The organism is Flavobacterium koreense, from assembly GCF_054776075.1.
In genome coordinates, this window is the sequence record NZ_BAAHCF010000029.1 from 555,441 (window position 1) to 576,258 (window position 20,818).

Genomic DNA, 20,818 nt, shown 5'->3' on the forward strand with positions numbered 1-20,818 from the left:
TAAAGTTACTAAAATGGTGTTTATGCTTTTTTTAACAAATAATAAAGTCTTAATAGCTTTAAATAGCCTTGATTACTAGAAATGTTTAGCTTGTGACTGAAGATTTTTTCAATATATTATTGTCTAAAATTGAAAATTTATCTTTTAAAATCTTCATATCATCACTAACTTTTCTATCTAAAACTTTAGCATAATGTTGTGTAGTTCTTAAATTTTTATGCCCAAGCATTTTGCTCACGCTTTCAATAGGAACGCCATTGGTAAGTGTCACAGTAGTAGCAAAAGTGTGTCGAGCAATGTGAAAGGTTAATTCTTTTTCAATTTCACAAACACCTGCAATTTCTTTTAGATAAGCATTCATTTTTTGGTTGGATAGGATAGGTAGTAGTTTATCCTCGTTATTACATTGTGGATGATTTTCGTATTTGTTGATTATCATTTGAGTTACAGGAAGGATTGGGATTTTGGATGCACTTTCTGTTTTCTGTCTGTGAGTGAATATCCATTTCTCGCCATCAATACCGAAGCTTATATGCGACTTTGTTAAGTTTTTCACATCTATGTATGCTAAACCAGTAAAGCAGCTGAAAAGGAAGATATCGCGAACTAGTGATAGTCTTTCTGTTTTGAAATCTTTTTCGATTATGCTTTGAATTTCTTCTTCAGATAAATAAACTCTTTCAACTTCTTTAACCTTCGATTTGTAATTCGCAAATGGATTTTTATCAAGCCAATCATTGGCCAAACAAAGCTTGATGATTTTATTGAAGTTTTTAAGATATTTGACTGCTGTATTATTAGCACAGTTTCTAACGCTTCGTAACCAAAACTCGTAATCGGTTATAAAGGCATAATCAATCTTTGTAATATCTATATCGGAAACATTGTATTTCCATTGCATGAATTCAATAGTATGCTTGAGTGAAGTAGTGTAGCGTTCTAATGTCCCAGGAGCGTATTCTTTTCCAACAAGCTCTTTTATTTTGTTGTTGTGGTCTTTGAAGATAGGAACTAACATTCTTGCCCTATTATCAATACCTAGTAGTTTGTTCTTGATTGTTTCTGTAGTTACAGCTATCTTTTTATAGATCAGTTCCATTTCAGCATCTCTAATTTGACTTTTCAGTATATCAAGATGATTATTTATTGAACGAGCTTCTTCTGAAGTGCCTTTCATTTTACCTGCTTCTGTGGACCATTTGGATATTTCTACAAATCGGTTTGTACTCAACTCGATACGCTTTCCGTTGATTGTAATTCTGGTGTAGATAGGAACTAAACCATTTGCAGATGCTTTCGCTTTCTTTGCATAAAAGAGAATTGAAACTTTTGTTTTCATTGTGGTGACCTTTTTAGTTGTTATTAAATTTAACTTCAATATGACTAATCCACAAGATGTACAGTTTTTAAACTGGTTATTGAACTGGCTGTAAAGCCTTGTGAATACTAGTCTGAAATAAAAATCGGTTACCCAAGATTTGGATTGTTTAGGGTAACCGATTTTATCCCTTTAGGTTCACGAATGAATGAATAATTTGATATGTGATAAAAAGTAAAAACCCTTAAAATCATACGATTTTAAGGGTTTTAATTCAATTTGCTTTTCAGCTGGCGGAGAAAGAGGGATTTGTCTGCTACAAAAGTTACCAATAAAATCAATACTTCGCAAAGCATTAAATTTAAGTGACACCTCGACTGACACCTCTTTTATAAGGTTACTATTATTCTAAATTCAAAGTAGTCAAATATAAGGATAAATATTTGAATATTAAAGTATCAAGACTAAAAATTGAACTAGTTATTTAAGTGTTTATTGGTACCTTTCTTGATTAAAATTTGTTTTTGTATTTCTTCAATTTTAACCAAAAATCAAGTGAGTTACTTGTTCATATTTTATGCCGCTATATGTACAGAACTCTTCAATCGTTAGGAACTCATTTTCGAGCTTGTTGAGGTCTTTTTTTATCTTTTGCATCAATCTAGTACTTTGACGATAACTCTTGCCTGTTATTCGTTGTATGTCCTTCGGATAGATGCATACCCTCTGATTATTCAATTTCATACTTTATCTATACCTTTGATATAGCTATGCTATACTTCTGACGTGCAGAAAATCTTTTGCAATTTAGTTATAATTTTTGATACTTATTTATTGGCTTTTTATGTTCATTTAAGACACTTGTGTCGATTTTAGACATATGGTACACTTGTGGCTTTTTCTTTAGTGAAATGCTTTGTAAACTTTGTTTTAATCATTCAAAATGTGGTTGCAACTGATGGATAGAATGAAGGAGATTTTAGATGAATGTTTAACTAAATTTTGAAGTTATGGCTAGACAGAAAGGCATAATTAAACTAAAAGGTACTATCGGAGATATTACTTTTTACAAAACGCAAGATGGACACTTGGCAAGAGAAAAAGGCGGAATTGACGCTAGTAGAATTGCAAGTGATCCTGCGTTTCAAAGAACTCGTGAGAATGGTTCCGAGTTTGGTAGAGCTGGTAAAGCAGGAAAGATTTTGAGAACGGCTTTACGTCCGCTTTTAATCAATTCTGCCGATGGTAGAATGGTTAGTCGCTTAACGCAAGCGATGGTTAAAGTTATCCAAGCGGATACAGTAAGTGAACGTGGTTTGCGTAACGTGATTGATGGTGAAGCTGAATTATTATTTGGTTTTGAATTCAATATTCGTGGTAAGCTTGGTACAACTTTGTTTGCTCCGTTTGTGGCAACTATTGACCGTGTGGCTGGTGAAATTACTGTGGATTTGGCATCATTTATTCCTGCGAATATGATTGCTGCTCCAAGTGGAACTACTCACTACAAAATCATTTCTGGTGGAGCTGAAATTGATTTTGAAGCTGAAACGTATGTGGTTGCTACTTCTGAAACGGCAATTTTGCCTTGGGATGGAACTGCTACTGCTCCAATTAACCAAGTGAATGCGGTTACTGCTAACTCAACTAAGCCATTGTTTTTGGCTTTAGGTGTTGAGTTCTATCAAGAGATTAATGGGCAAATGTATCCATTGAAAAATGGTGCTTTTAACCCATTGTCTGTAGCGAAAGTTGACAGCGGTGTGTAATGGTCATTTGGTTAACTAGAACTTATTTCCCTGAAGGAACGAATGGTAAACTCGAATGCGAAGGCAAATTGATTTGTAACACAATTGAATTGCCGTGGAAGATGAACGAAACGAAGGTTTCCTGTGTTCCGGAAGGGAAATATTTTATTAGAAAGCGATACAGTGCAAAATACAAATGGCATTTGGAATTGGTGAATGTGCCGAATAGAAAGTTTATTCTTTTTCATCCTGCTAATAATGCTCAAAAAGAATTGCACGGCTGTATTGCTCCTGTTACTAAACTTTCTGGACCTGGATTAGGTTTACTATCTAGAAAAGCTTTTACAAAGGTGAAAGACTTAGTTTACAAAGCTTTAGACAATAAAGAAAGTGTAGAATTGATTGTACAATAGTGATCCTTTACAGGATGACATAAAAAGAAAGATTATGAATGTAGTAGAACGTGCTAAGGCACCCACTCCGAAATTTTTTAAGGTGTTGCGCACCATTGGATTAGCCTTATTAGCAGTAAGTGGAAGCATTGTAGCTGCTCCAGTAGCTTTACCTGCTGTTGTTGTAACCGTTGCGGGTTATGCTGCCGTTGCAGGTGGTGTTTTATCAGCAGTAAGCCAAATTACCGTTGATACTTCGACAAGCTCAGCAACCGTAGAGGATAATACTATCCTGGGCAACAAAAAAGATGAGGCAAAGCCCGAAACTGACGTTGGAGGAAATGGATAATTCCTTAACTTTGAGGGCAGGAACTTTTGGAGGATTTGCATTGAGTGTTATTCCTAATTTAACCTCAGCAGATGTCTTAAAAACAATTGTTTTAGCCTTTATTGGAGCAGTAGTGAGTTTTGGTGTTACCTTGCTTTTAAAACACTTAACATCGAAAAAGAAATAAGCTCAGTTTTGACTGGTAACCTTTACTGAGTATGAGAAAGCCTAATCATAAAAGATTAGGCTTTTTTGCTATAACGGTTGTAATGTGTAACAAAACTTGTAGTAGAAATTGAAATTTAGAATTAAACATATTAAAATTGAGCCACTTTGAAAATATAAACTAATCTTCGGTAAATATCTTACATCTTTGTTTTATTTAGTTTGATTACAATAGAGATTCTAATCACTCAGCTTCGTTTAGTCTCAAGATTTTCAATTGCCTTAATTATTTTTTCTGCTTTTTGATCATCCGTTGCAACAGTCGAAATTTCGTTTAGAATTTGAATCTTTTCTATTTTATCTAATCGCTCAAAAATATGCAAAACTTGCGCATCTTTAAAACACTCTAAAATTTCAGAATTATCATTTGTTTCTGTTTGATTTTCCAGATATAAAGTTACAATTACGGTATCTCCGCCATTTTTGTTTATTGCATTTCTAATTTCTGAATTTATAGCCATTTTTTTGTCTGAATTTTTTACTGGTCCTAAATTCTTATTCTTAATTTCATAGCTATCAATAGTTCCTGAAACTTTTAAATCACCCCATTTACCTTTAATATCTTTGGTATTTGGAATTATCAATTGATAAGTCCAAGCTCCATTTCCTGGAATGTATTGTAGCGTTAATTTTTCATTTTCGACAATATAATTCATTCTGTTTTCAATTTTTTAAAGGTTTTTAAATTTCAATTTGGTTTGTTATCATTATTGTCAAATCTTACAAATGCAATTTAGTACTAATACTCCTTGAATTATGTTGGTTGACACTAATAAATAGCAAATTGTATTCAAATATAAATGAATTCTTTCGATATGGTTTCTTTGATATAATAAAAAAAGCCCAGACTAATTAGTCTAGGCTTACATCCTATTTCATTCTATACCTCATCAAAATAGTGTTTCTTACTTCGTTTATTAAGTGGATGCTTCCTTTTAACCTAAAAAGAAATAAACTCAGTTTTGGCTGGTAACATTTACTGAGTATGAGAAAGCCTGAATTATGTTCAGGCTTTTTTGTAAAATTATATTTTGAAATTTATAGAATTAGGTGCGTAAATAAATCTACATTTTCATTCAAGTATTGATAATTAAATTTTCTTCGTTTTAATTGTTCTTCAATTTTTATGAAATCTTTTTTATTCTTTAATTCAATACCTACAACAGCTGGTCCACTTTCTCTATTATTTTTTTTGGAAAACTGAAAATAAGTAATATCATCTTCCTTACCTAAAACTTCGCTAACAAATTCCTTTAACGCTCCTGGTCGTTGTGGGAAATTAATAATAAAATAATGTTTTAATCCTTCATAAAGTAGTGAACGTTCTTTAATTTCTTCTGTTCTGGTGATATCATTATTACTGCCACTTACAATACACACAACATTTTTTCCTTTGATTTGTTCTTTGTAAAAATCTAAAGCCGCAATAGTTAAAGCTCCCGCTGGTTCTACCACTATTGCTTCTTCATTATACAAACGTAAAATAGTGGTACACACCTTTCCTTCAGGAACTAATACCACATCATGTAAACTTTTTTTACAAATTTCGAAAGTCTTTTCACCAACACGCTTTACCGCAGCACCATCAATAAATTTATCAATATCATCTAAAGTTGTATTTCTACCATTTTCCATAGATGTTTTCATAGAAGCTGCTCCTAAAGGTTCCACTCCTATAATTTTTGTATTTGGACTTAATTGACTGAACACCATAGATACTCCAGCTGCCAAACCACCTCCACCTATTGGAACAAAAAGATAATCAATAGGTAATTTTGTATCTTCTAACAATTCTAAAGCTACAGTTCCTTGACCTGCAATTACTTTTTCATCATCGAAAGGATGAATAAAAACTGCATTTTGTTGGTTACAAAAAAGACTAGCATAGTGAAAGGCTTCGTCAAAAGTATCGCCTTTTAAAACCACCTCAACTTTATCTTTTCCAAATAATTTCACTTGCTTTATTTTTTGCAATGGAGTTGTAACTGGCATAAAAATAGTGGCTTTTATATGCAGTTTATTACAAGCATAAGCCACACCTTGCGCGTGATTTCCTGCGCTAGCACAAACTACTCCTTTTTGTTTTTCTGAATCCTCAAGTGAAAGAATTTTATTATAAGCCCCTCTCAATTTATAAGAACGAACCGGTTGTAAATCTTCCCGTTTTAGCCAAACCTGAGCAGAGAATTCTTCACTCAGGTTTTCATTTTTCATCAAAGGCGTATGGATGGCAACTTCTTTGATGTTTTCTTGGGCTTTGTATATGTTGTCTAACACCTTCATTATTTTGTTGGTCTTAATTTACGAACTTGAGCTCCCGTTTGCCAGAATTCACTTTGTTGTAAAACAGCTAATTCTTCTTGTAATTTTTCACGATAATCGGGTTTACTATTTGCTTCAATTACTATTTCTGCTTCTTTACCAGATAGTACACTATCATACAATTCGTTTAAAACAGGTTCTGTTGCTTCTCTGAATTTTCCTTTCCAATCTAAAGCACCTCTTTGTGCCGTTGTTGAACAATTGGCGTACATCCAATCCATTCCATTTTCAGCTACTAAAGGCATTAAACTTTGAGTTAACTCTTCCACTGTTTCATTAAAAGCTTCACTTGGCGAATGTCCGCGCTGACGTAACACATTGTATTGTGCTTCAAAAATTCCTGCCAAAGCTCCCATTAAAACACCTCGCTCACCTGTTAAATCACTATATACTTCTTTTTGAAATGTAGTCTCAAACAAATATCCTGATCCGATAGCAATTCCTAAAGCCAATACTCGCTCATTTGCTGTTCCTGAAGCATCTTGAAATACTGCATAGCTTGAATTTAGTCCTTGTCCTTTCAAAAACAAACTTCTTAGCGAAGCTCCAGACCCTTTTGGTGCTACTAAAAACACATCGATATCATTAGGCGGAACAATACCCGTTTTTTCATGAAACGTAACCCCAAATCCATGCGAAAAATACAACGCTTTGCCTTTAGTTAGATACTTCTTCATTCCTTCCCAAGCTTGTATTTGTCCAGCATCTGAAAGTAAATTCATGATAATAGTTCCTTTTTTACAAGCTTCTTCAACATCAAAAAGCGTTTTACCTTCTACCCAACCATCGGCTACTGCTTTGTTCCAACTTGCAGTTCCTTTGCGCTGTCCAACAATTACATTGATGCCATTATCTTTCAAGTTCAATGCTTGTCCTGGTCCTTGCACTCCATAACCAATAACTGCTACCGTTTCATTTTTTAAGATTTCTTGTGCTTTTTTTAGTAGGAATTCTTCTCTAGTTACTACGTTTTCTAGGACGCCTCCAAAATTGATTGTTGCCATTTTATTTTTGTTTTTACTATTAATTTTTTGTTTCTAATTCTTTTAAATACGTACTTAATTCTTTCATTGGTTTTGTAACTGCTACTCTGCCTGAGCGAGCAAATTCAAGTATTCCAAAAGGTTTTAAATTTTCGAAAAGCAATTGTGTTTCTGCTACATGCCCTGTTTTTTCGATGACCATAAATAATGGATCCACCGTTAAAATTCGGGCATAATTTTCACGAATTACTTTTTCTACATCGCCATTCGTTAACTTGTCAGTTTTAATTTTGTATAATGCGATTTCCTGATGTACTATTTCTTCCTCTTGGTGGACAAAAGCTTTTAAAACATCTACTAATTTTTCTATTTGACCTATTACTTTATTCACTTGATTTTCGGAAGTTCTTAAAACAATAGTATATCGAAATACACCTTTTACTTCGGACTCAGAAGCTGTTATACTATCAATATTCAAATGCCGACGTGTAAAAATGATGGTGATACGATTAAGTATTCCAATACTATTTTCTGTAAATACAGATACTGTATATGTTTTTTCCATATCTTTTATTATTAATTTAATCGTATTTCTGAAACTGAAGCACCTGTTGGTACCATTGGAAATACATTTTCTTCTTTTGCTACCATTACTTCCAACAGATAAGAGCCTTGATGGTTTAACATTTCTAATAGCGCTTCTTTTAAATGCGTTCTTTCTTCAATTCTGGATGATTCGATGCTATACGCTTTTGATAAAGCAACAAAATCGGGACTCATAATTTCCGTGAAAGAATAGCGTTTTTCAAAAAACAAATCTTGCCATTGCCTAACCATTCCAAGAAATCGATTGTTTAAAATGATGATTTTTACCTCTACTTTACTTTGTAAAATAGTTCCTAATTCTTGCAAAGTCATTTGAAAACCTCCATCCCCAATCACAGCAATTACTGTCTTATCGGGCGTACCAAATTTGGCTCCAATAGCAGCTGGCAATGCAAATCCCATAGTTCCTAATCCTCCTGAAGTAATATTACTTTTTGATTTATTGTAATTATAATACCTAGCAGTCATCATTTGATGTTGCCCAACATCAGTTACCACAACGGCTTCTCCATTAGTGATTTCTGAAAGTATTTTTATGACTTCATCCATTTTTAACTCACTACTAAATAATAATTCTGAGCTTTTTTGCAAGGTTTCCACTTCTGTTTTTTTGGCTTCGGTAAACTCATTTAACCACACTGGATGTTGCTTTTCTTGCACCAATTCTGTTAACAACTTTAATGCTTCTTTTGCATCGGCATGAACAGGAACATCGGCTTTAATAATTTTATTGAGTTCAGCCGCATCAATATCAATATGAATTACTTTGGCTTGTTTCGCATATCTTGAAACATCTCCAGTTACACGGTCATCGAAACGCATTCCGACAGCAATAAGCACATCACATTCATTCGTTTTAATATTGGGTGCATAATCGCCATGCATTCCTAAATACCCAACATATAATGGATTATTATTTGGAAAAGCACCTAACCCTAAAAGAGTAGAAGCAACTGGAATTCCTGATTTTTCTACAAATTGCAACAGTTCTTCTTCGGCATTAGACAACATAATTCCTTGACCAATGACTAAAAATGGCTTTTTTGCTTGATTAATAAGTTGGGCTGCTGCTTCAAGAGTTGTTTTATTTACATCAGGTTTCGGCTGATAGCTTCTAATTTTTGTGCATTTTTGGTAATTAAAATCCATTAGTTCAAATTGGGCATCTTTAGTAATATCAATTAAAACTGGTCCAGGACGACCTGTTGATGCGATATAAAACGCCTTTGCTATAGCTGCAGGAATATCTTCTGCTTTAGTAACTTGGCAATTCCATTTGGTCACTGGCATGGATATTCCAATTACATCCGTTTCTTGAAATGCATCTGTACCTAAAAGATGAGAAGCAACTTGTCCAGTGATACATACCAAAGGAGTAGAATCTATTTGAGCATCTGCTAAACCAGTTATTAAATTTGTAGCCCCTGGACCAGAAGTAGCGAATACTACCCCTGTTTTTCCTGAAGTTCTAGCATAGCCTTGCGCTGCATGAATTGCGCCTTGTTCATGACGCACTAATATGTGATTTACAGCATCTGAATAATCATACAAAGCATCATAAATGGGCATGATAGCTCCGCCAGGATATCCAAATATAGTTTTCACATTTTCTTCAACAAGAGATTTTAAAACTGCGTGGGCGCCTGTTATTTTTGTTGTATTCATTTTGTTTTTATTTATCGGTTACACATCCTTTTGAAGCACTTGAAACACATTGTAAGTATTTATATAAAACACCTTTTGTTACTTTAGGTTGTGGTTGTTTCCATTCTGATTTTCGTTTCATTAATTCTTCATCACTTACTTTTACGTTGATTGTATTGTTTTTTGCATCAATTGTAATAGTATCTCCATCTTTTACTAACGCAATTGTTCCACCAACATAAGCTTCAGGTGTTATGTGTCCAACTACAAAACCGTGAGTTCCGCCTGAAAATCTTCCATCCGTAATTAATGCTACACTATTTCCTAATCCAGCTCCTATTATGGCAGAAGTTGGTTTTAGCATTTCAGGCATTCCGGGACCACCTTTTGGTCCGCAATACCGAATTACGACAACATCGCCTGATTCAACTTCTCCTTTTTTTATTCCTTCAATTGTTTCAAATTCATCATCAAATACTTTTGCTATTCCTTCAAAATAATCACCTTCATTACCACTTATTTTGGCTACACTGCCTTCTGAAGCTAAATTTCCATAAAGAACTTGGAGGTGACCTGTTGGTTTTAATGGATCTTTTACATCCAGAAATACGTTTTGGCCTTTATTCAAATCAGGAACATTTGCTAAGTTTTCAGCAACTGTTTTTCCAGTGACTGTTAAGCAATCTCCATGCAACAAATTGTTCTTTAATAAATATTTCATTACTGCTGGAATTCCGCCTACAGCATGTAAATCTTCCATCAAATATTTTCCACTTGGTTTTAAATCAGCCAATACTGGTGTTTTATCACTTATTCTCTGAAAATCTTCTAAAGTCAACTCAATATCAACCGCATGAGCCATCGCAATCAAATGCATAACCGCATTAGTAGAACCTCCTAAAACCGTTACCATGGTCATAGCATTTTCGAACGCTTTTTTCGTCATAATATCTTTCGGCTTAATATCCATTTCTAACAAGACTTTTATTGCTTTACCAGCTTCCAAACATTCTTGACTCTTCTCATTACTCAATGCAGGATTAGATGAACTAAAAGGCAAACTCATTCCCAAGGCTTCAATTGCCGATGCCATTGTATTAGCCGTATACATTCCGCCACAAGCACCTGCTCCTGGACAAGCATTTTTAATTACACCTTTGAAATCCTCTTCTGAAATAGTATTGTTAATTTTTTTCCCCAAGGCTTCAAATGCCGAAACGATATTTAAAGATTCGCCTTTCCATTTCCCAGAATGAATAGTTCCACCATAAATCATGATTGCAGGACGATTTAATCTGCCCATTGCCATAACTGAACCTGGCATATTTTTATCACACCCAACCACTGCTAAAACAGCATCGTACCACTGAGCACTTACGACAGTTTCAATAGAATCGGCTATCACATCTCTAGAAACCAAAGAAAATCGCATTCCATCTGTTCCGTTAGAAATACCATCGCTTACTCCAATTGTATTGAATATTAAACCCACTAAGTTTTCCTTTTGAACTCCTGTTTTAACTTCTTTTGCTAAATCATTCAAATGCATATTGCAGGTATTGCCTTCATAACCTGTACTAACAATTCCTACTTGTGCTTTTTGCATGTCTTCTTCCGATAATCCGATTCCGTAAAGCATAGCTTGAGCCGCAGGTTGCGTTTCATCTTGTGTGATGGTTTTACTGTATTTGTTTAATGTTTTCATTATCATTTTGTGCTAAATATTGTTGCTGTTTCTCTAACTAATTGCGAATATTCCTCTTGGATTTTTTTACCTAATGAATCGTTCCAATCTTTTGGAAATTTTTTATCATCAACCGATTCAATTCCGATTACTTCTGCAGCTGTTCCACAATAAAATGCGCTATCGGCATTCCATAATTCTTCGGGTTGAAAAAGCCCTTGTTTTACTTCAATTCCTAATTTTTCTGCTAATTCTAAAACAGTAGCACGTGTAATTCCTGGAAGAATATTTCCTAATTGTGGTGTATATAAAACGCCTTCTTTTTCAAAAAACAAATTAGCTCCGGGACCTTCTGCTAAATAACCATCACTATCCAAAAGCAAAGCTTCATCGAATCCTTTGTCTTTAGCTTCTGTAGTAGCCAGAATGGAGTTCACATAATGACCACAAACTTTAGCTTCAATTTTTATAGAGCATGGATGTGGACGACAATAGGAAGAAACCGTCAAACGTAACTGTTTGTCTCCTAAATACGCACCCCATTCCCATGCGCAAATCATAATGGAAACATTATTCGGTCTATGAAGACTCATATTAGGATCGCAAAAAACTAATGGTCGAACATAAGCATCTGCTAAGTTGTTTTTTTGAAGTAATTCATAAGTAGCATCCACTAGTTCTTCTACTGAGGAATTGAAAGGGATGTTTACTAACTCGCATGATTTTTTAAGACGTTCATAATGCTCTTTTGCTTTAAAGACTTTAGTTCCTTCATCGGTTGCATAAGCGCGAATACCTTCAAAAACGCCATATCCATAGTGCAGCGTTTGACTATATAAATCGATTTTGGACTCATTTGCTTTTACAAATTTTCCGTCTAAATAAAGTAAGGTGTTGTTGTTGTAATACATATTGATTTGATTTAATTGTTACGAAATGGAATAAAAAAAGCCTTTCTCAAACGAATGAGAAAGGCTTAAAAATTGGACACTACCAGCCTGACTCACCCGAAAGAGCGAATAATAATGCTGATAATAATAATGTTCATATTGGTTTTCATTTTGATGATTTTGTAAATAAAAAAAGCCTTTCTCAAATGAATGAGAAAGGCTTAAAATTGGACACTACCAGCCTGACTCACTTAAAAGAGCGAATAATAATACTGATAATAATGATGTTCATATTAGTTTTCATAGTGTATGTGCCAAAAAAAAGCCTCCTAATTTCTCGGGAGGCTTCAAAATATTTTTAATATATATTTATAGCATTCCCTCTGCAGATGTGATCATCACATTTACAATAATAATTGAAGGAATAATAGCTAAATTTTTCAAAACTTTTTTCTTTATATGGTGCAATATTACTATAAAAAAATTAATTTATAACATTTTATTTGAAAAAAGTTATAAAAGTATACTTCGGCTTGAAAACTATAGGTTTTAAAATCTAAATATTTATTTCATTCTGTACCTCATCAAAATTGCGTTTCTCAGCTCATTGATGAGGTGAATGTTTTTTGCGTGATGGGCTTCTTGTTCTTGCAGCAGCTTGAGTGCTTGGATGTTTTTATGGTGCTGCTCGTGTTCACGCATCATTCGCGTTGCTCTTGGATTGAACTCTTTTTTGAATTCATAGAGGGATAAGAACGGAATAACCGAACCGCGAAGAAAAGGCATCCAGAATTTGGATTTCCATAGGCTCATGGCTATCCAAAAAATGTCCTCTTTTTGAGCTTCGGTTTGGAAGACTAGTACAAAGCTGTTTGTAAAAGGTTCATTGCTTGGTTTTCCGCTATTTAGTCCTTTTGATAATACGAAAAAGTGCGGTTTGGCATAGTGCGCCCCAGGTTGGTGGGTTTTAATAAAAATTGTGTCCATAGTACAAGGATTTAAAAGGTTAACTTCCTTCGTCTTCCTATTTTGGTGCCCGAAATGTGATTGAATACCGAGATGCCCCACACACATTTTTGCAAAAGAAAAAAGGAAAAAAAAGAAAGCCGTCTTGCCTTGTGGAAGGTTTCAAAAAAGCAAGTTTTTCAGAAAAAATACTACCCGATACGTGATTGAAATCGGCAGCGTCTAATTAGAAGTAAAATATCTTTTGAAATTTTTTGGGTGGAGATTTTTTCTGAAACCCGCAGGGCTTGAACTTGCTTTTTTGAATACCTGGAACTTATCTTTGCTCTCTTTTTTTTATTTTTTATTTTGAATATTCAAATCAAATGTTCTTGTTTAATCGGATTTTATCTGAAGGAATGAGTGTTGATTTGAAAGATAGACGTCTTCGGAAAAGGTATCAAATTCTTTGGATGGATGAATAAACCAAATCATAAAATACACAAGCTATTTATCCGGCCAAAGAATTTGATACTCTTTCTTTTGGTTTTGATTTTTGAGGATGCCTGAAAGTCAGTTGGCAGTCTCAGTGTTCAGTTAGCAGAAAAATGTCTTATGAAAATGTGAAGCATCTTCAAAAAACAATGCATCATACTACCGAGTGCGATGTGGCAGTAGCGCAAGTAAGGGTATCATTTTTTATTTGCTTATTGGGATGTTTCTGATTGCTTTAGTGAAAAAGCTGATGCCTGAAATTCAGTTGACAGTCACAGTGTTCAGTATGCAGCAGATTATCTTAAAAAATGGTATGGCATCAGCTTTTTCGCTGGAGCAATAACTGTGGGGTTTCTGGCAAATAAAAAATAATACTCTTACTGGGAATTTTGGTTTTGTGGGTAATAAAATGGCTTTTACCCTAGGCAAATTTAATAAAATTAAAAGCCATTTTATTACTTACAAAAGCAATGCAAATACTTCCTATTTAACCACAAAGTTGATAAAACAGTTACCGTAAACGTTCTTAAAAGCAATGAAAAACGTAATGCTTCCTATGAAATGGCGAACGTTGTTAAAGACAGTGGCGAAGGACGGTGTTTTTTGTAGCTGGGTGATGCGATGGGAGCTGCAAAAAAATGTTGTCCTGGAGCCACTGGCAAGCGCGTTGGGAGAGCGGCTTTTTTACATAATGTTATTATAGTGCATCCGAGATTTTGATTAGTAGCAGGATAGTTCTTTATGCACTATAATGCCACATTATGTAAAGAAGCTTTGGGAAAAAAAATTACTGGCATGAGTTGCGAAGCGTACGTGTTTTTGTTTTGTGCGTTGGGCAAGCTCTTTGCCTAATGGCGTGCACGATTTTTCAATTAAAGCATAATTTTCCTGTCATTAGGCAAAGTGCTTGATGAGCGTTGGGACAAAAACCATGACAGTAATTTTTTTTGGAGCGTTGGGAAGGAGTGGCAATTGAAAACTAAATTTTCTCTTTTACTTTTCTCTTTTATGTTTCCAATCGCAATTTTCTGAAAAGATACTTGGTTGGAAATATATTTTGTTTATAATATCTAAAAGTTTATTAGACTTCAAAAGACCACCACAATGTTTCGGTTCAGTTGCTATTGTGAAGCCACATAATCTTTCAAATATCCATTGTGTTAAAGGATTACTAATTGAAAGTATATTTTGCATTTCTTCTTTTTCCATGTATGTGAATTTTTTACCTTTTCCATTATAAGGATTATTCAAGGTGAAAAAGTCTAAATCTATGTCGAAATATACTTTGGTTTCATTAGAAGCTAACAAGCAATCTTCTAGCTCTTTATGTGTTTTAAACTTTTTAATTGTATGTTTGTTACCATTTATATCAATAAATTCTTCATCTTCCCAATTACTTTCAAAAGTACCTTGTCGGCAGTGAACATAAATATCTCCAATAATATTAAGATATGCAGCAGATAAAATGTGACCATCATTATTTCCTGCTAATTTAGCCCAACTAAATAAAGCTACTTCACCATCATTTGATTGATCAAGTTCTGATAACCACTTTTTTTCGGTTTCACAAGGATAACACAAATCTTGATGCCAATCTAAACTTACTAAGCACGGTGGTTTACAATCTGTATTCTCTCTAGTCCATTTTAACCAATAAAAAAAAGCATATCTGTGTTCTTGAAAAATAGCTAACTCTGTAACTCCTCTTCTTAAAAATGGATGGGACAAAATTTGTTTAGCAGAACCTGGAGGAACTATGTAATGAGGATTTCTAAATTCCATTGTTAGATTTATTGATTTGATATTGTGATTTTAGTGATAATAGAAGTTAGTGTAGCATTCAACCAAAATTGCCAATTTTCAAAATTTAAAATAACTAAAATTAATGTTATAATAGATATTGTGTTTAATGAAATAATTGCCTTTTGATTGTTCCTCTTTCTTATCACTTTCTGTTTTGGAGAAGTTTTGAAAACCCTCATTCCGGAGTTTAATAAGCTTACAGTTTCATTATCAATCATTGCCCAACCAATTGAGTTTGTACCTAAATCAAGACCTAAAATTCTACTCATTTTTATTTATTTTAAATTACTATATTGTTTAACGAAATTAGCGAAATGAAGCAAACAAAGAATTGATGCTAGGAATACTTGGACTAGGAGCGATTTTTGTGCAGCTGAATGAGATAATGAGTTAGTTAAAGTAATTTCCTTTTTGTGGTATATTTTTTGTAAATCATTCTTAAGAAAACATTATATGAAGTTGGCTATTAATACGTTTTTTGATATAAAATTTGTTTTTTGGTACAAGAGTTGTATATTTGCAAAGTCATTTCCCTAGGGAAAAGGACCTGGTTCGTGAAAACGTACGCCACAGCACCGTAGCCTGTGGCTTTTTTATTTTATCCTCTTAGCATACTTATCTTCATAGTACTTTTGATTTCTAGCATCATCAATATGAAAACAAGAAATAATCATATAGTCAGGAGTTATTTTTTCCATTACAACTAAAAAGTTTCCTTCTTTAAACCAAAAATAATCTCTGATTTTACCATCAGCTTCCAAAAATTGAAAGCAAGTCACATCTTCAGTATCTTTATTTTCTAATATTGGTCTTATCCAATGAATTTTATTAGCTCTTTTTTTATCAAAGCTTCTTTTGCCTTTATCTCCTCTTGTAATGATTTTTACAAAAGTATGAGGATAAGCTTCAAATCCTTCTTCTTTTGAGTTTGCTATATCAATCTTTACTTTACAGCCATCAAAATAAAAAACATTATCAATAAAATCGGCTTTGAATAATTGAAATAATTCTTCTAAATGTTCTGCTGATGGGTCAATTCCTAAATTAGATATGTGATCGTCCAAGTCTAATAAATCCATTATAGTTTTATTTTAGGTTGGTGATCAAAAATATTGAACTTTGTTTCCCAAGGTTCTGTTCCTTCTTCGAGATTAAAACCAGATTTAGTTTCTAAATATTTAATGAAATCCATTCTGTTTTGAGTTGGATTTACAATATTATTCATTACTACTCTTGTTTTATATGTTATTGCTCCAATAAAGAAATCGGCAAGTTGAAAGAAATTATTATCGTGAGAATGTAAATGTTGAAATTGCTTGAATGGACTATTGCCTTTATATTCGGTATTAAAAACTTCATTAATCTTTTTTAGTTTTTCTCTACCACGAGTATTTTGAATATCAATAAAAACTCTGTATTCATCGCCATTACTATTGTTTGGATGCAATAAATAATAGGTCATTTTATAGTAGAAATTATCATGAGAACCTTGGTTAAAATCTATATGATTTAAACGCTCCTTATATTTTACTAAAACACATCGAAACTGTAATGATGATCTAAAAAAATAATCGACTAGCTCTTTGTATAATTCAGTTCTTGCATTTGAAAATTTATTCCATTTCAATTCTGATTTTTGATTGTATTTCGTAAGGATTTGATTGAATTCTTTTTGTAATTCAGCGTACTCATTCATAGGTACTTTGATGTATCCGATACACATTACCGGAATATTGTCATGTTCTAAATGACAACTTTCATCTATATAAAAATCATATTTGTTATTCATTAGAAGTTCTATGAGCTAATTATAGTTTTAATTTAATTGACTGTTAGTAGTAATTCTTGTTAATTCATCTGAAGCATCTTTATTTAAATTTACTCCTTTTGCTTCTAAGTTTTCAATTACGGCAGATTTGAATTCTAATTTATCAATTAAGTGTTTGTGTTTTATTTTGAACAGCATAAATAAATCATCCCAAGTCATTGCATATATTTCGTAATTTCTAATTGATTGGACTAGATATTTTTGTCCTTTATTTTTTTGGTTTTCATATAAATCAATAATATAATCATCAACTTTTTTACCAACTAAAATAAATTTCCAATTTCTTCTTAAACTATTAAAACGTTCTTCCTCTATAATAAACCTTAAATATCTTTCAACTTGTTGAAATTGTTCAGAACCAATTACTACAGAAGGTCGTTTTAATTCAACAATAATATTTTCTTCAATGGTTAAATCATTATTTGTAGCATCTGGAATGTCTGATTTTCTACTAATAAAAATATCAGGCCTTTTAAGCTTCTCTTTATTATCTATTGTTTCTGGTTTTTTATTATCAATTTCGAGGTGTGCAAAATAATTATTTAATAAGATTTCAAAATTCTTGTCAGCAGAAACTAAATGAAATTGCTCACCAAATAACCAATAATTGTCTTCTATAACTTTTTGAATATGCTCTCTTTCATTTGTGAATTTTTCCAAATCGAAGATTAATGCTTTTAAGATTTCAACAACATTAAATCTATTCTCTAGTAACTTTATTAGTGTATTTATATGGGATAAATTTGTTCTCTTTAAAGTTCTGGCTAGTTCCTCTCTTTCGTCATCTGTAAGTTTTACAACATTTTCAACAATAGTCAAAACACTTTCTCTTTGATCAGTATCAAGTAGTAAATTTAAAAACCCAACAATTGTTTTGCTTTGAGTTGTAGTTAGACTTTGAAAAATTTTTGGTTGAACACTATATAACTCTTTGATTACATTTTCTAAATCAATTTTTCTTAAATGATCATATGAATTGTTTTTGAAAACTGGAAATACTTTGTTTTTGTTGTAACTTTCAATTAACTCATTAGCTTTTGAATTTCTAATGAATAATTTTTCTTTTTCAGAAACAAATTCATTTAGTAACTCTACAAGGTTTCTAAATGTAATATCTGTTTGGTTTTTACCAGAAAAGTCAAATGTTGGATTATCTTCTTTTGTGGCATTGAAGTTGTCAAAATAGGTTGCTTCAATATATAGAGAATGATGAAAATCTACAGCTTTATTGTTAAATGAAGTGTGTTTTCTAAAAACTTGCTTTTTCTCGTCATTTAAAAAGTAATAATAATATTTATCACCTATTTTCTCCTTCCATCTTATATAACTAACCTTAAAATTATAATCTCCAATTGGAATATTTTTTTCATCGGTATCATCTATTACAGAAAAATAATCTAAAGGATTATTATTAAGAAGTATTTTAAAATCTCTCTCTTTATTTAAGTATAGAAACCAGCCAAACTCATTTGCTAAAAACTTTTCAAATTCTTCATTATCTAATAAATCTCCATAAATTTCAGTAAAGCCCTCAAAAATCACTTTAGTACCTGTCTTTTGTTCTTTTGAAATTACTCTATCAAATGTTTCAAAATCTTGACTACTCTCTTTTTTGATTTGAATATTGTATTCTAAAAATTTATCCTCTTTTGTTTTAAAAATTGTACTCCAAGTTGCTTTATTACAAAAAGTTGAAAAAGAATATCTTCCCTTTCCTTTTTTTCCTTTTACAAATCCTGTTTCTGAAAACGAGTTCGCTTTCAATGAAACCATAAAATTTCCAAAAGTATCTGATATATTATCGAAACTAATTCCTGAACCATTATCAGAAATTGAAAAACTTTCAAGTGTTCCAATGGAGTTTGCTGAAAAATCAATATTTATTGTAGATGCTCCAGCATCAAAACCATTCCAAATATATTCAGCTATAGCTTTCTTATAATCTGATGGTAATCCACTACCTTCAATACTTTTAGATGTTAATTTTGTGGTATGTTTTTTCATAAATTAAATATGATTACATCTATTCTAATGAATAAATTTTAAAGTTTCAAATGAAAACAATTCCACAAAAATATAACAAAAAAGTTAATAATAAATTACTCAATTTTCATAATTCAATCTACTTTGATATGAAATTAGTTTCACTCTTTCAAATAGCTTAATTTTTGATAATTTAATTATAGAACTAATTTGTCATTTCAATCTCAATGTATGATTTTAAATTATATAATTCAATTTGGCTTTCACTATCTCCTTCCAATTGTCCAATCTCAATAAATGCAATATCATTAGCAAATGCTTTTTCACCAATTAGATGTTCGATATGGACGTAAACTGCTTCTCGAAGTCTTGGGTTGTCTTTGTGGACAATATAGTTTTTGAGTAACACTTTTATTCCTAAATCGGTTGGTTTGTTTGGGTTTTCTAATGGGATGAAATACATTTCGCTTATTCGTAAAGTTATGCCGTAATATTCTAGTGGTTTGTCGGTGCCAATTTCGTATTTGGTTAGGTTGGTTTCGGGTTGGAGGAATGCAGTTATTTTCCAACGTTCTACAATTGGTGCATGATGGACTAGTAACTCTACTTCTTTGAAAAGATAAGGATTTCCGTTTGCTGTAATGATTATCTCTGCACCGTTTTTTTTGTTTTTAATGATGAGGTCTAGGTTTTTGTTGTATTGATGTAGTATCTCGATTAGTTTGTCGAAATGGATTTTTAGTTGGTCTTTTGGTATTTCGTTTAGAAGAAGGAAAACGAAGTTGTTTTGTTGGAAGTAGTTCCAGAAGTTGGTTATTGTGTTCATATTGTTTCTTGTTATTGGAACGCGGATGAAACAGATGCTTCGCAACGCGGATTTATACGGATTTTATCTTTTGTCTTGAGCTGATTTTTCAAATGCTATTAAATTTACCATCTCTCGTAATCGTGAGCGAACTCGATTGCCGTAATGTTTTTCAATTTCTGTGGCTGATAGGTTGGTGGTTATGTGAGTAAATAGTTTTTTTGAAATGAATAGATCATATCTGCTCAATAGAATTTCTGCCATGACATTGCATTCGTTACCAAAATATTTTAAGTTGTTTTCTGTTCCTAAATCGTCAAAGCAATAGGTTCTTGGTTCTGATTGGTATAGTTTGCCATTGCTGTATTTGTGGATTATTTGGTAGCCGTCCTGGATGAATTCAAAGCTGATATCGCGACATGGTTTTACGAAAAACTTATGTTCTGTTGCTGTTAGGTATTTCATTAAATTCATCAATGATGTTTTACCGCAGCCGATTGGTCCGGTTAGTAGAATTCCTTTGTTGAGGTTTATTCCATATTGAAAACATGTTGGTTCGTCTTTTAAGAAATACGCGATTAGTTTGTACACAATTGGATAATCGGTTTCAATGATTTTGAAATGATTGCCATATAGTTCAACTCCTTTATTTTCTAACCAAGTAATGACCTCATCATAGCTATAATGGCTCTGAATAGTCTTTGTTGGTTGTTGTGTTGAGTTGTTTTGCTCTGTTTGGTTGTTCTGCATTTGAAATAAATTTTGGTGCGTTAATCATCCAATTTTGTGCTGCTGCTTGCCAATCGACCATTGGTGTTT

The 20,818-nt window shown here is 32.6% G+C and carries 20 protein-coding genes; 4 read left to right on the forward strand and 16 right to left on the reverse strand.

Annotated elements, in window-relative coordinates:
* Positions 1-85: 85 nt before the first annotated feature.
* A complete protein-coding gene (locus tag ACYU7A_RS10885; protein WP_460576494.1) occupies positions 86-1,339 on the reverse strand; it encodes a site-specific integrase in 1,254 nt (417 codons plus the stop codon).
* Positions 1,340-2,328: 989 nt separating this feature from the next.
* Between ACYU7A_RS10885 and ACYU7A_RS10890 the strand changes: the two genes are divergently transcribed.
* The 4 genes from ACYU7A_RS10890 to ACYU7A_RS10905 all read left to right on the forward strand — a co-directional run bounded on the left by ACYU7A_RS10890 (position 2,329) and on the right by ACYU7A_RS10905 (position 3,973).
* Positions 2,329-3,087 (forward strand): hypothetical protein, encoded by a 759-nt coding sequence (locus ACYU7A_RS10890; RefSeq protein WP_064715061.1) that lies wholly within the window; start codon positions 2,329-2,331, stop codon positions 3,085-3,087.
* Positions 3,087-3,479, forward strand: a complete 393-nt coding sequence (locus tag ACYU7A_RS10895) for a DUF5675 family protein (RefSeq protein ID WP_460576496.1) — start codon at positions 3,087-3,089, stop codon at positions 3,477-3,479. Before ACYU7A_RS10890 ends, ACYU7A_RS10895 begins: the two co-directional genes overlap by 1 nt.
* An 82-nt stretch (positions 3,480-3,561) precedes the next feature.
* Positions 3,562-3,807: a hypothetical protein gene (locus tag ACYU7A_RS10900; RefSeq protein WP_460576498.1), complete on the forward strand. Its 246-nt coding sequence runs from the start codon at positions 3,562-3,564 to the stop codon at positions 3,805-3,807.
* Positions 3,800-3,973, forward strand: a complete 174-nt coding sequence (locus tag ACYU7A_RS10905) for a hypothetical protein (RefSeq protein ID WP_298179454.1) — start codon at positions 3,800-3,802, stop codon at positions 3,971-3,973. The genes ACYU7A_RS10900 and ACYU7A_RS10905 overlap by 8 nt, the downstream gene beginning before the upstream one ends.
* Before the next feature lie 226 nt (positions 3,974-4,199).
* Here the strand turns inward: ACYU7A_RS10905 and ACYU7A_RS10910 are convergent, their stop codons facing one another.
* The 15 genes from ACYU7A_RS10910 to ACYU7A_RS10980 form a co-directional block, all read right to left on the reverse strand.
* Positions 4,200-4,667, reverse strand: coding sequence for a DUF1905 domain-containing protein (locus tag ACYU7A_RS10910; protein ID WP_298179457.1), 468 nt, complete (start codon positions 4,665-4,667; stop codon positions 4,200-4,202).
* Positions 4,668-5,049: 382 nt separating this feature from the next.
* The gene (ilvA, locus tag ACYU7A_RS10915) at positions 5,050-6,294 is read right to left on the reverse strand and encodes a threonine ammonia-lyase IlvA (RefSeq protein ID WP_291252775.1); all 1,245 of its coding nucleotides are present in this window, start codon (positions 6,292-6,294) and stop codon (positions 5,050-5,052) included.
* The gene (gene ilvC, locus ACYU7A_RS10920; protein ID WP_460576501.1) at positions 6,294-7,337 is read right to left on the reverse strand and encodes a ketol-acid reductoisomerase; all 1,044 of its coding nucleotides are present in this window, start codon (positions 7,335-7,337) and stop codon (positions 6,294-6,296) included. The genes ilvA and ilvC overlap by 1 nt, the downstream gene beginning before the upstream one ends.
* Before the next feature lie 19 nt (positions 7,338-7,356).
* Positions 7,357-7,881, reverse strand: a complete 525-nt coding sequence (gene ilvN / locus ACYU7A_RS10925) for an acetolactate synthase small subunit (RefSeq protein WP_298179462.1) — start codon at positions 7,879-7,881, stop codon at positions 7,357-7,359.
* A gap of 11 nt (positions 7,882-7,892) precedes the next feature.
* Positions 7,893-9,587, reverse strand: coding sequence for a thiamine pyrophosphate-binding protein (gene ilvB, locus ACYU7A_RS10930; RefSeq protein ID WP_460576504.1), 1,695 nt, complete (start codon positions 9,585-9,587; stop codon positions 7,893-7,895).
* Positions 9,588-9,594: 7 nt separating this feature from the next.
* Positions 9,595-11,271 carry a dihydroxy-acid dehydratase gene (gene ilvD, locus ACYU7A_RS10935; protein WP_460576506.1) on the reverse strand — a complete coding sequence of 559 codons (1,677 nt, stop codon included), beginning with the start codon at positions 11,269-11,271 and terminating at the stop codon, positions 9,595-9,597.
* A 2-nt stretch (positions 11,272-11,273) separates the two neighbouring features.
* Entirely contained in the window at positions 11,274-12,161 is an 888-nt protein-coding gene (locus ACYU7A_RS10940; RefSeq protein ID WP_460576508.1) for a branched-chain amino acid transaminase, read from the reverse strand.
* A gap of 543 nt (positions 12,162-12,704) precedes the next feature.
* A complete protein-coding gene (locus ACYU7A_RS10945; RefSeq protein WP_460576510.1) occupies positions 12,705-13,127 on the reverse strand; it encodes a DUF6943 family protein in 423 nt (140 codons plus the stop codon).
* Between the two features lie 1,446 nt (positions 13,128-14,573).
* Positions 14,574-15,362 carry a hypothetical protein gene (locus ACYU7A_RS10950; RefSeq protein ID WP_460576511.1) on the reverse strand — a complete coding sequence of 263 codons (789 nt, stop codon included), beginning with the start codon at positions 15,360-15,362 and terminating at the stop codon, positions 14,574-14,576.
* An 8-nt stretch (positions 15,363-15,370) separates the two neighbouring features.
* The gene (locus ACYU7A_RS10955) at positions 15,371-15,652 is read right to left on the reverse strand and encodes a RuvC family protein (RefSeq protein WP_064715055.1); all 282 of its coding nucleotides are present in this window, start codon (positions 15,650-15,652) and stop codon (positions 15,371-15,373) included.
* Between the two features lie 324 nt (positions 15,653-15,976).
* Complete coding sequence (locus tag ACYU7A_RS10960) at positions 15,977-16,462, reverse strand: hypothetical protein (protein WP_082923226.1); 486 nt, start codon at positions 16,460-16,462, stop codon at positions 15,977-15,979.
* Positions 16,462-17,172, reverse strand: a complete 711-nt coding sequence (locus ACYU7A_RS10965; protein ID WP_064715054.1) for a DUF3800 domain-containing protein — start codon at positions 17,170-17,172, stop codon at positions 16,462-16,464. Before ACYU7A_RS10965 ends, ACYU7A_RS10960 begins: the two co-directional genes overlap by 1 nt.
* Positions 17,173-17,199: 27 nt before the next feature.
* Positions 17,200-19,215, reverse strand: a complete 2,016-nt coding sequence (locus ACYU7A_RS10970; protein WP_064715053.1) for an ATP-binding protein — start codon at positions 19,213-19,215, stop codon at positions 17,200-17,202.
* A gap of 184 nt (positions 19,216-19,399) precedes the next feature.
* Positions 19,400-20,020 (reverse strand): hypothetical protein, encoded by a 621-nt coding sequence (locus ACYU7A_RS10975; protein ID WP_460576515.1) that lies wholly within the window; start codon positions 20,018-20,020, stop codon positions 19,400-19,402.
* Positions 20,021-20,083: 63 nt separating this feature from the next.
* Entirely contained in the window at positions 20,084-20,749 is a 666-nt protein-coding gene (locus tag ACYU7A_RS10980) for a P-loop NTPase family protein (RefSeq protein WP_064715051.1), read from the reverse strand.
* Positions 20,750-20,818: the final 69 nt, after the last annotated feature.